The organism is Pseudidiomarina marina, from assembly GCF_044807045.1.
In the GTDB taxonomy this organism is placed as follows: Bacteria; Pseudomonadota; Gammaproteobacteria; order Enterobacterales; family Alteromonadaceae; genus Pseudidiomarina; species Pseudidiomarina marina.
The window spans coordinates 1,261,370-1,272,801 of the sequence record NZ_CP085233.1; the positions used below are offsets into that span (position 1 = coordinate 1,261,370).

The 11,432-nt window shown below is 46.2% G+C and carries 9 protein-coding genes; 5 read left to right on the forward strand and 4 right to left on the reverse strand.

Translation table 11 applies throughout. From position 1 onward, the window contains the following. Positions 1–83: 83 nt before the first annotated feature. The 4 genes from LG272_RS06010 (at position 84) to LG272_RS06025 (ending at position 6,583) form a co-directional block, all read left to right on the forward strand. The gene (locus LG272_RS06010; RefSeq protein WP_404407265.1) at positions 84–3,185 is read left to right on the forward strand and encodes an amidohydrolase family protein; all 3,102 of its coding nucleotides are present in this window, start codon (positions 84–86) and stop codon (positions 3,183–3,185) included. Next, positions 3,182–4,468, forward strand: coding sequence for an amidohydrolase family protein (locus tag LG272_RS06015; protein ID WP_404407267.1), 1,287 nt, complete (start codon positions 3,182–3,184; stop codon positions 4,466–4,468). The genes LG272_RS06010 and LG272_RS06015 overlap by 4 nt, the downstream gene beginning before the upstream one ends. A gap of 148 nt (positions 4,469–4,616) precedes the next feature. After that, positions 4,617–4,922, forward strand: a complete 306-nt coding sequence (locus LG272_RS06020) for an STAS domain-containing protein (RefSeq protein ID WP_126758456.1) — start codon at positions 4,617–4,619, stop codon at positions 4,920–4,922. 2 nt (positions 4,923–4,924) lie between these two features. Beyond that, positions 4,925–6,583 carry a SpoIIE family protein phosphatase gene (locus LG272_RS06025; RefSeq protein WP_404407269.1) on the forward strand — a complete coding sequence of 553 codons (1,659 nt, stop codon included), beginning with the start codon at positions 4,925–4,927 and terminating at the stop codon, positions 6,581–6,583. A 2-nt stretch (positions 6,584–6,585) separates the two neighbouring features. On the opposite strand, the gene LG272_RS06030 is transcribed toward LG272_RS06025, so the two are convergent. Further along, positions 6,586–6,924 carry a translation initiation factor gene (locus LG272_RS06030; protein ID WP_198678541.1) on the reverse strand — a complete coding sequence of 113 codons (339 nt, stop codon included), beginning with the start codon at positions 6,922–6,924 and terminating at the stop codon, positions 6,586–6,588. Between the two features lie 91 nt (positions 6,925–7,015). Here LG272_RS06030 and cysB point away from each other — a divergent pair, with 91 nt between their 5' ends. Continuing rightward, on the forward strand, positions 7,016–7,990 hold the full coding sequence (cysB, locus tag LG272_RS06035) for an HTH-type transcriptional regulator CysB (protein ID WP_404407271.1): 975 nt from the start codon (positions 7,016–7,018) through the stop codon (positions 7,988–7,990). A 24-nt stretch (positions 7,991–8,014) separates the two neighbouring features. Here the strand turns inward: cysB and LG272_RS06040 are convergent, their stop codons facing one another. From LG272_RS06040 to pabB, 3 genes are read right to left on the reverse strand one after another with little or no spacing between them, the layout of a single operon-like run. After that, positions 8,015–9,388, reverse strand: a complete 1,374-nt coding sequence (locus LG272_RS06040) for an L-serine ammonia-lyase (RefSeq protein WP_404407273.1) — start codon at positions 9,386–9,388, stop codon at positions 8,015–8,017. A gap of 18 nt (positions 9,389–9,406) precedes the next feature. Then, the gene (locus LG272_RS06045) at positions 9,407–10,003 is read right to left on the reverse strand and encodes a CoA pyrophosphatase (protein ID WP_126758460.1); all 597 of its coding nucleotides are present in this window, start codon (positions 10,001–10,003) and stop codon (positions 9,407–9,409) included. Continuing rightward, positions 10,000–11,340, reverse strand: a complete 1,341-nt coding sequence (gene pabB, locus LG272_RS06050; RefSeq protein WP_404407276.1) for an aminodeoxychorismate synthase component I — start codon at positions 11,338–11,340, stop codon at positions 10,000–10,002. Before pabB ends, LG272_RS06045 begins: the two co-directional genes overlap by 4 nt. Positions 11,341–11,432: the final 92 nt, after the last annotated feature.

The following is an 11,432-nucleotide window of genomic DNA, read 5'->3' on the forward strand; positions in this document are numbered from 1 at the left end:
TCATCCTTAAATGGATTGCGCAGAGTCATCATTCCCCATTAATGTGACCATGATAACCGTAAAAATCATAAAAGGGGAACCAGATGAACGGGATTAAGCATCTCAGTAAACTGGCATTGTCAGTTTGCGCAGCGTTGCCGTTAGTGGCAGCGGCTTCGCAAACAACACCAGTGCGGGGTTTACACGATAATTCGTCCACATTTATAGCATTACAGAATGCGACGATTGTGACAGAACCAGGTAAAAAACTCGAAAATGCGACACTAGTAATTAAAAATGGCAAGGTCGTTTCGGTTGCTCGAAATAATCGTGCTCCAGAAGGTGCGCGCGTGATTGATGCAAGTGGACACACTATTTATCCAGGTTTTATTGACGCCTACAGTAATTATGGTGTTCCGGCGGTCGAGAAGCCAGATCGTCCACCATATCGAAGCACTACGCCGCAATATAACAATAAACGCGAAGGTGGCAACGCTGCAAACGACGCAATCCATTCGCAAGTTGACTGGGTCGATAAGTTCGCGACGGATAGTAAAGCTGCTAAAGATTACATTAATCAAGGCTTCACCGCCGTACAAAGTGCGCGATTAGATGGCATCTTTCAGGGGCAGGCGGTAACCGTTTCATTGGCCGATACTATCGCCAATAATGCGGTTTATAACCCACGCGCTCGTCATTTTGGTTCGTTCGATAAGGGCTCTTCGCTGCAACAATATCCATCCTCTTTGATGGGTTCTATTGCACTTATTCGTCAAACTCTTTCAGATGCGAACTGGTATGAGCAAGCCAATGGTAAAGATGTACACAATGGGCGTGTTGAATACAATGCGGCGCTGGCTGAACTCACCAATGTAGAGCAAGAGGGGATGGTGTTTAAGATCTCTGATGATCGCTCATTACTTCGCGCGCATGATGTGTTTTCACAGTTTCAAGTACCAGTAACCTATTTGGGTTCAGGTTATGAATATGCGCGTCTCGATGCGATCAAAAACACCAACTCATCGATTATTCTGCCATTAAACTTCCCTGCCGCTCCTGAAGTGAAAGGTGTGGATGACCATTTGGATGTAAGTTTAGCTGACCTGCGTCATTGGGAACGAGCACCAGGCAACGCAGCTGCGCTTGCTCAAGCAGACATCGACTTTTCATTCACATTAAGCGAATTAAAGAAGGCTGATGATTTTTGGCCGAATTTGCGCCGTGCCATTCAACATGGTCTGGATGCTGATAAGGCGCTTGCAGCATTGACTACTGTGCCAGCGCAAATAGCCGGTGTTAGCGATAAAGCCGGTAAATTGGCACCAGGTTACATGGCCGATTTTGTGATTGCTGAGGGGGATTTATTTACCAACGGCACGATCAAATCAGTGTGGTTACAAGGAAATGAAGTTGAATTAGTGCCACTTCATCAAGCAAATTTTGCCGGCACATTAGTCGTTACCGTTGCGAATGAACAAGCAGAACTTGTCTTAAAGTCAGGTAAGTCAATTTCAGGTGAATTTAATAGCAATAAAATTCGTGATGCGAAGCGTAGCGATTCAGCTGTTGAATTTGTCGTTGACGCAAACTTTGCTGGTTTAGATGGCGCTTGGCGTATGCGCCTTGAGCAAGCTTCAGCTGATGGTTACACCGGTGTTGCGATTGCACCAGATGGACGCGAACTTCCGCTTGCTGCAAGCCGCACTGCGGCGGGTGAACAGCAAGCAGAAGGTTCGTCGAATACCGAAAAAGAATATGTTGGCAAGGTTACCTTCCCAAATGTTGCTTACGGTTTAGATGGATTACCTGAGCGTCAGAATGTACACATTAAAAATGCGACAGTTTGGACTGCAGATGAAGCTGGCGTACTGGAAAACACCGATGTTCTAATTCGTGACGGTGAGTTCTATCGCATTGGTAAAGACCTACGCACGCCATCGGGCTATACCGTGATTGATGGCACCGGTAAGCATGTCACTCCTGGTATTATCGATGAACATTCGCATATCGCTATCGAAGGCGGTGTCAACGAAGGTTCAGAAGCGATTACGGCCGAAGTTCGTATTGGTGATGTGGTGAACCCAGATGATATTCATATCTATCGTTCGCTTGCTGGTGGCACGACCATGGCGCAATTACTGCACGGTTCTGCCAACCCTGTTGGTGGACAAGCGCAAGTAATTAAGCTGCGCTGGGGAGCCGACGCGAATACTTTGAAGTTTGACGCAGCGCCGCCAAGCATCAAATTTGCGCTAGGTGAAAACGTTAAGCAAAGTAACTGGGGCACAACCTTTACTGTCCGTTACCCGCAGACACGCATGGGTGTCGAAGCGGTTATGCGCGATGGCTTTACTGCGGCTCGAGAATACAAGCAACGTATGGATGCGTACGAGAAATTGAGCCGTAGCGAAAAAGCAAAAACCGCACCGCCGCGTCCAGATTATCGTTTGCAAACATTGCTCGAGATTCTGCGCAGTGAACGATTTGTTCATGCTCACTCGTATGTTCAGTCAGAAATTTTAATGCTTCTTCGTTTAGCGGAAGAGTTTGGTTTTACCCTGACCACATTCACGCATATATTGGAAGGCTATAAAGTAGCCTCGGAAATGGCGAAACACGGTGCCGGTGGCTCTACCTTTGCCGACTGGTGGGCGTTTAAATTCGAGGTATACGATGCGATTCCACAAAATGCATGTTTAATGTCTGAGAAGGGCGTGTTAACCAGCATTAACTCTGACAGCAATGATTTACAACGCCGACTAAATACTGAAGCGGCGAAATCAGTCACGTACTGTGGCATGTCGGAGCACGACGCGTTACAAATGATCACGTTGAATCCTGCGAAGCAACTAAAAATTGATCAGTATGTAGGTAGCATCAAAGAAGGCAAACATGCTGATTTTGTTATCTGGAATGATCATCCATTAAGCGCTTACGCGTCAGTGGAAGAGACTTGGATTAATGCTCGCAAGTACTTCGATCGTGAACGTGATATGCAGTTGCGTGCTGAGCTTGAAACCGAGAAACAGCAGTTGATTCAGAAGCTATTACGTAGCCCTGAAAGCGCTAAGAACGGTAACGGCAATGGCTATAAAAAACCACAGCCAACGTGGCATTGTGAAGATAATCACGACGTTTGGAGTGATCAATTTACAGTTCATGGCGACCATCAACATGTGCACGCACATCAAGGAGAGCAACTATGAAAAAGTTATTAACAGCCGTTGTTGCTGCAAGTTTGAGTGCGGCAGCAGTCGCTCATGATATGGTTCCTGGTAAAACTCAGGAGCAACCGGTATTGCTGCAAGGCGGAACATTAAATACCGTCACAAATGGTGTTATGACGGATACCGATTTGTTGTTCGAGAACGGTAAAATTACCGCAATTGGTGCAAATTTATCGGTACCGGAAAACGCTCGCGTTATCGATGTCTCGGGTAAACAAGTCTATCCAGGCATTGTTGCATTGGATACCACGTTAGGCTTGATTGAGTTGGCCGCGGTACGTGCAACGAATGACATGAGTGAGGTGGGTGACATTACTCCTGAAGTGAGTGGGCACACAGCGTACAACCCTGACTCTGAAGTTATCCCGACGGTTCGCCATAACGGTATTACTCACGCAGAAATTGTGCCACAGCGCAATTTAATTGCTGGTCGTTCTAGCTTGCTGCAAACCGACGGTTGGACGTTCGAGGACGCTGCTGAAGCACTGAATGTTGGCGTTCACGTTAATTGGCCACGGGTTGGTATCAACACGTCGTGGTGGGAGCGTCGTTCGCCTGAAGAGCAACGTAAAGCAAATGCCGAAGATTTGAAAAAATTGAAAGCTGCTTTTATTGACGCAAAAGCGTACTACGATGCCAAACAGGCCAACGAACTTAATGGCACTGATGTACGCTGGGAAGCGATGACAGGTCTATTTGACGGAACAAGCAAGCTGTTTGTTCATGCGCATGACAAACGTCAGATGGAGCAAGCTATCGAACTGGCATCAGAGTGGGGCTTTGAACTCGTTCTTGTTGGTGCACGCGATGCGTGGCGGATTGCCGACAAACTTGCTGCACAGGATATCTCCGTAGTCTATGGTGAACCGTATGGCTTGCCAACACGCCATGACGAAGCCTATGACCAAGCCTATGCGACACCAGCTGCACTTGCTGCTGCTGGCGTTGACTTTGCTATTGCCTATTCAACCGGCTTCTGGGATATCCGTAACCTTGCTTTTGCTGCAGGGAATGCGGTTGCTTATGGTCTTGATAAAGAGCAAGCATTGGCCGCGATTACCTTAAAACCAGCTGAGGTTATGGGAGTTGCCGACAAAATTGGCTCTTTAGAAGTTGGTAAGAATGCATCACTGTTTGTTTCTGATGGTGATGTCATGGATCAACTTGGCCAAAAAGTACAACTGATGTTTATTGATGGTGCAGAGGTTGATCTTAACAATCGTCATAACCAGCTGTATCAAAAATATCGTCAAAAGCCATAAAGAATTGCTTAATTGGCAAGTCCTGCAAAAAGCCAGACATTTGTTCTGGCTTTTTTTGTGTTTTCGCAACAGTATCAAAAAGTAAGTATTGTGTTAGTTAACAGTAATTGGCAGTATTTACGCAAAGCTATCTAAAAAGGAAGAAACGATGCCATTACACCGCCAGTTTGCCAATGACGGAAAAGAACTGATTATCGCCATCAAAGGAAAATTCGATTTCGGTTTGGTCCAAGAGTTTCGTCAGGCCTACAGTAACGTCGGAGATCAACAGCCTACGGTATTTATTGATTTGCGAGAAACTGAATATTTGGACAGCTCTGCGTTAGGTATGCTGCTTAATATGCGTAAATCACTAGGGAAATCGGTTAAAGGGATTCACATCATCAATTGTCGACCGGAAGTAAGAAGCATTTTAGATATTTCTCGTTTCGATAAATTATTTGTCATTGAATAAAGATGAGTAGTTTTTATGAGTCAGCAGCTCAATCGATGCACGTTTATGTGATTGATGACGGCTCTGACTTGGCGCGCGACGTCAATGCGCAGTTGCGTTCATATCAACTTTTCGCGGTGAGTACCTGCTCAATTGAGCAGGTGGCTACGTTGTCAGCACCAAATGAGAAAGTCCTCTACCTTGTTGTGGCTGGCGAAAAAGCTCAAGTAGCACAAATAAGCGCGCTGTTACAATCAAGCAGTACTCAAAGTATTCTCATCACCGATAGCCCTATAGTGTTTCAGCAGCTCGGGCAGTTTGCGACTGACGCCTTACTGTGGCCATTGGCGTCCAACCTGCTGCAACAGCGTCTTAATTATCTGCATCAGTTGCAAGTGGCACATGATCAACTGGATGGATTAAAACAATCATTGGCTTGGCATAAAGCTCGCGTCGATCGTGAACACCAGCTTGTTGAACACATATTCCAAAATGCGTTGAGTCGAAATTATCTTGAGTATGCTCACGTTCATACCTATTTAACGCCTGTTTCAAAGTTTAATGGCGATCTTTGCCTGATAGCTCCCGGACCACTAGGCAACATATACATGCTTATGGCAGATTTTACCGGACACGGATTAGCTCCTGCCACCGGTGCGTTGCCGCTATCACAGGCGTTTTTCGCCATGTCTGATCGCGGCGTATCGGTTGCAGAAATGGTCACCGAGTTTAATTACCGTATGAGCCGTCTGTTGCCTGATGACATGTTCTGTGCGGCAATTTTATTGGAATTATCTGCTAATGGTGAGCGAGTAACTTATTGGAATGGCGGGATGCCGGCCGCCTTATTGTTTGATGAACAAGGCGAAATTTTAAAGCGTTTAAGTCCAGCGCATATGGCTCTGGGGGTGGTCGATGATGATGAATTTGATAGCCGTGTAGCAACGTTTCGGGCACCAAAAGGCAGCTCAATCGCCTTGTTTACCGATGGCGTAACCGAGTTACTTGGGCATCAGCATAAATTCTTGGGTTCGGAAGCACTCGAAATGCTGTTATCAAAGTATCCTCGGACAGAAGATTTTACTTCGTTAGTTGATGAGCTTGAGCGTTTCCGTGGTGAAACCCCCTTACACGATGACTTATCTCTCGCTATCTTAAGCTGCCGTCCAACTGGTTTAGGTGAAGTAAAAGTCGAGCCAGAACAATTTGGCCTCCCATTTGTGTTTGAATCGGTATTACATCCCGAACACCTAACGACTGTGGACCCAGTTGCTCATATTCTGTCGGCCTTGAGTCAGTTGCCACACCTTCGTCGCCATCGAACAACCATTTATTTATTTTTAGCTGAAGCATTTAATAATGCGCTGGAACATGGGTTATTAGCGCTTGATTCGGCGATGAAGCAAGATCCTGAAGGGTTTGCTGAATATTACCAACTTCGGCTTGAGCGCTTACATGCACTTCAGCGTGGCGAGATTCGTATTCGCGTTCACTTCGAACCTAATTCGAAAGAACTCACAGTGAGTGTTTCTGATAATGGCAGCGGAGCGGCAGAAATATCGACATCACCGAATTTTACCGAGAAAAGCCATGGTCGAGGGTTAGAACTACTGCGGCAAATGACAACCGATTTACACTGGGATTCAGAAACCCGAACGGTCTCATTCAAATACGTGCTTTGAGGTTAGCCACCAGCTAATTTCACTTTGAAGCCACGTTGTTCTAACCAAAGTTTTGCTTTTTCACGCTGATCACCTTGCAGCTCAATGGTTCCATCTTTCACCGCGCCACCAACGCCGCAGATTTTGCGTAATTGTGAGGCATAGTCAGCGAGTAAATCTGATTGCTGCGGGAGGTCGAATAAAACGGTAACACCTTTCCCTTTACGGCCTTTCGTCTGGCGTTGAATACGAACAACCTGAGATTTATCGATGGGTAAAGAAGCGTCATCCGTTGCGTTTTCAGCGGTCGTTTCGGTTTGCTGGAAACCAAGTTTTTTAAGTTGTTCCTGTAAACTGCTCACAATTTCCTCAAATTCATCTTGGAATAAATAGCCGAGGTGTTATATATTTTTGGCATAAGTGCTTTTCAATTTATCACGAATGAGCGATGCCATGAAGTTGCAGCAACTGCGTTACATTGTCGAAGTATTAAATCATAATCTGAATGTTTCAGCGACTGCTGATAGCTTGTATACCTCCCAACCGGGTATTAGCAAGCAGGTACGCATGCTGGAAGACGAACTTGGTGTTCAGATATTTGAACGTAGCGGCAAGCATTTAACTCAGGTGACGCCAGCTGGTGAAGAGGTTATTTCGATAGCTCGCCAGGTATTGTCGCAGGTAGATGCGATTCGAGCAGTCGCCGGAGAGTATACGCAACCCGACCAAGGTAAACTTAATATTGCGACAACGCATACTCAAGCACGCTATGCCTTGCCTAATATGATTAAAGGCTTCATGCAGCGTTATCCGAATGTGAGTTTACATATGCATCAGGGGTCTCCTGAACAAATTAGTGAAGCCGCAGCCAAGGGGAAAGCAGACTTTGCGATTGCGACCGAGGCACTGCACCTCTATCAAGATTTGATTATGTTGCCGTGCTATCACTGGAATCGCTCGATTATTACACCAGCGGGTCATCCGTTAGGTAAACTTGATGAAATAACCATTACGGATCTTGGTGACTATCCGATTGTGACTTATGTGCATGGCTTTACTGGACGCTCAGAACTCGACCGTGCTTTCAATGAAGCAGGAATTAAGCCGAACGTGGTGTTCACGGCAACAGATGCCGACGTTATTAAAACTTATGTGCGAATGGGCTTAGGTATTGGTGTCGTTGCTAGCATGGCAATTGATGAGAAAAACGATGCTGATTTGGTGAACATTCCAGCGGCTCATTTGTTTGCGCCAAGTACGACAAAAATTGGTTTCCGTAAAGGAACCTTTTTGCGCAGTTATATGTTTGACTTTATGGAAGGTTTCGCACCGCATTTAAATCGTTCGTTAGTTGAAACAGCAATGACGAAACGCTCACAGGATGAAATTGATCGGTTGTTTCGCGATATTGCGCTACCCACCTTATAATTGGGCAGCGCAACATTCACAGAGTTAGCACTCAATAATATTTACCGCGAGCCCACCGCGAGCGGTTTCTTTATACTTGGTTTTCATGTCGTTTCCAGTATCCCACATGGTTTTGATTACTTTATCTAAGGATACTTTGTGATCACCACTACCGCGTAGGGCAAGCCGAGCGGCATTGATCGCTTTGATTGAGCCCATCGCATTTCGCTCAATACATGGCACTTGAACTAAACCGCCAACCGGATCACAGGTAAGACCTAAGTTATGTTCCATGCCGATCTCTGCGGCGTTTTCAACGGCACTCACGCTGCCACCCATCAGTTCTGCTAACGCGCCTGCAGCCATTGAACAAGCTACGCCAACTTCACCTTGGCAACCAACTTCGGCACCAGAAATAGAGGCATTCTTTTTGTATAAAATACCAATAGCTGCAGAGGTCAGTAAAAAGCGAACGACGGTTTCCTCATCTAACGGGGCAATAAATTTATCGGCGTACTTCATCACCGCCGGAACAATTCCGGCGGCGCCGTTAGTCGGCGCTGTTACCACGCGTCCGCCGGCAGCATTTTCTTCATTTACAGCAAGAGCGAACAGATCAACCCAATCCATCGTTTGCATTGGGTCAGCCGATTTCTCGTTTTTTAATCGTTGATATAAACCTGGTGCACGACGACGTACTTTGAGGCCGCCTGGCAAAATACCTTCGGTACGAATACCCCGATCAATGCACTCATCCATAGTTTTCCAGATGTGCATAAGATTTTTACGAATTTCGTCTTCGCTACGGAAAACTTTTTCGTTTGCTAGCATCAGTGAGCTAATACGTAAGCCGTGCTCATTACAGTGCTTGAGTAGCTCATCGCAACTATCAAAAGGGTAAGGAATTGGTTTGGACGATTGTTCGATTGCTTCTTCTAAGGTTTCCTCAAAATCGGCATCGCGCACAATAAAACCGCCGCCAATCGAGTAATAGAGATCTTTGTAGACAACGTCATTACCTTGGTAGAGACGTAACTCCATCGCGTTAGCATGACGTGGCATGGTTTTGCGGCGATGAAAAACTATTGCACCTTCGCGCGGAAATTTAATTTCATGCTGACCCAACAACGCCAATCGCTGTGATTCTTCGGTGCGCTTTAAAAAGTCATCAACAGTTGTTGTATCAACAGTTTCCGGTTGCTCACCAGCCAACCCAAGAATGACAGCTTTACCAGTTCCATGCCCTTTACCGGTTTGTCCCAATGAGCCGAATAATTCAACGACAATGCCATCGACATTTGATAGCCCAACCGCTTTATCTGCGGCTAACAAAAACTCATAAGCGGCGCGCATTGGCCCAACGGTATGCGAGCTTGAAGGACCGATGCCAACTTTGTAGATATCAAACACACTGATCATAAATTAACTATGCTTCCATTAGTCGTTTAAAGGACGATAAATAAGTTGTCGCTCAGGATACACGTGATCAGCTAGTTCACGCAAAATTCCAGCGGTAGCGCCCCAGATGTTTCTTTGCTGATACGGGATAAAGTATACCTGATCGTATATGAAACGCCTTAATCGGTATACAAAATGTTTGTTTTGATGCAAGACTTCACGTAAGGGTACGGTGAAGATTTCAGCAACTTCGCGATGATCACGTTGCAATGGCTGACTTGGATTAATGAGCACCACATAAGGTCGAATTAGAAAATTACTGATGACCGGATAATCATGAAGTTGTCCCACTAGCGTTATATCTTCTGGTAATAAACCAATTTCTTCTTGGGCCTCACGCACTGCTGTGGCGTATAAATCTGCATCATGCGGCTCTTGGCGTCCGCCTGGGAAACTGATTTGGCCGGCATGATGACGTAATTGTGCACTACGCTGAGTCAGTATCACATGTAACTCACCCTGTTGCTCAAATAACGCTACTAATACCGCCGCAGGGCGCAAGCGCTTAATCAACGGGCGCTGAATAAAGGGGGCCGGATGCAGTTGAAAGCGGCGCAAGAATTCATCGCGAGTCATGACGAATTTGCCCCAAACTGTTGACTGAGCACAGGGATAATGCGGGCGACTTTATCAAAAGTTTCTTGATATTCACTGGCGCAATCTGAATCCGCTACAAGACCTCCGCCGGCCCAACAGTGCACAGCACCTTGTTTATCATCTGTGCGAGTAGCCACTAAGGTTCGAATAGCGATACTTGTATCGGCACGGCCGTGCTGTGAGAAGTAACCAAAACTTCCACAATAATAGCTACGACGGTGTGGCTCGAGTTCATCAATAATTTCCATTGCCCGAATTTTAGGTGCACCGGTAATCGAGCCACCAGGAAAACAAGCCGCAAGTAACTGGATATTTTCATCGGTTGAACCTAATTTGCCGACAACCGTGCTCACGAGATGGTGGACTGCTGGATAAGATTCAATGGCAAATAGTTTTGGTACTTTCACTGAGTTAGGTAAACATAAGCGGCTCAAATCATTTCGTAATAAGTCGACAATCATGACGTTTTCGGCGCGGTCTTTACTTGAGCATTGTAAGGCTTCAGCAAGCTGACGATCTTGTTCTGCATCGGCCGCGCGTGGACGTGTACCTTTAATCGGCTTGGTTTCGACGTGGCCATGTTCATCAATAGCAAGAAATCGCTCTGGAGATAGTGATAATAGCGAGCCCTGTTCAAGCTGCATAAAAGCCGAGAAGGGGGCATTGTTGTGCTGTCGAAGTAACTCGTAGGCTTGCCAAGTATCGCCTTCGTATAAACTGGTAAATCGTTGGGCAAGATTAATCTGATAACAATCGCCAGCGCGCAAATAACTTTGGACACGCGCGAAATTATCGGCGTAATCAACAGCAGACATATTGCTTTGCCATGATGTCATTAACCGAAATGGTAATTGGTTGGGTGACTGCGGCGACGGGGATAACCAGAACTGTTTTACTGTCTCAAGTTCTTCTTGCGGCGCCAAAAGCCACGTTTCGCCCGACTGACGATGACGCATCAGTGCCTGCGTATAGAGCCCAACACTTAATTCAGGCAGTGTGATGTCTGCTCGTGCCTCAGATGGCAAGGTTTCTAATGCGCGCCCGGCATCATAGCTCCAAGCACCGGCTAATCCGCCTTGAAATGGCAGTTCACTTGGCCCTTGGTAGGTAGGGAGTGTGGCTAACGCATCTTCAAGTACACGTGGCCAATTTGCGCCTGCTGTTATGATTTGTTGAGGTTGACGGAAGATAAAATCCCATTGACCCGCAGCATGCTCACAGCTATCTAGAAATAGCGCCATAGGTTCATCTTTGCAGCGCCGAAATAGTTCGACAAAAGAATCGGAAATGGTTAATTGAACTGCTTGTAAGGGCACAACATTCTCTCCGTTGCTAATATGCGCACCAGCATACCATAATCTGCTTAGCGGAAGCGTTAACGAAACTAGTCAGCCAGCCGACAAAACGC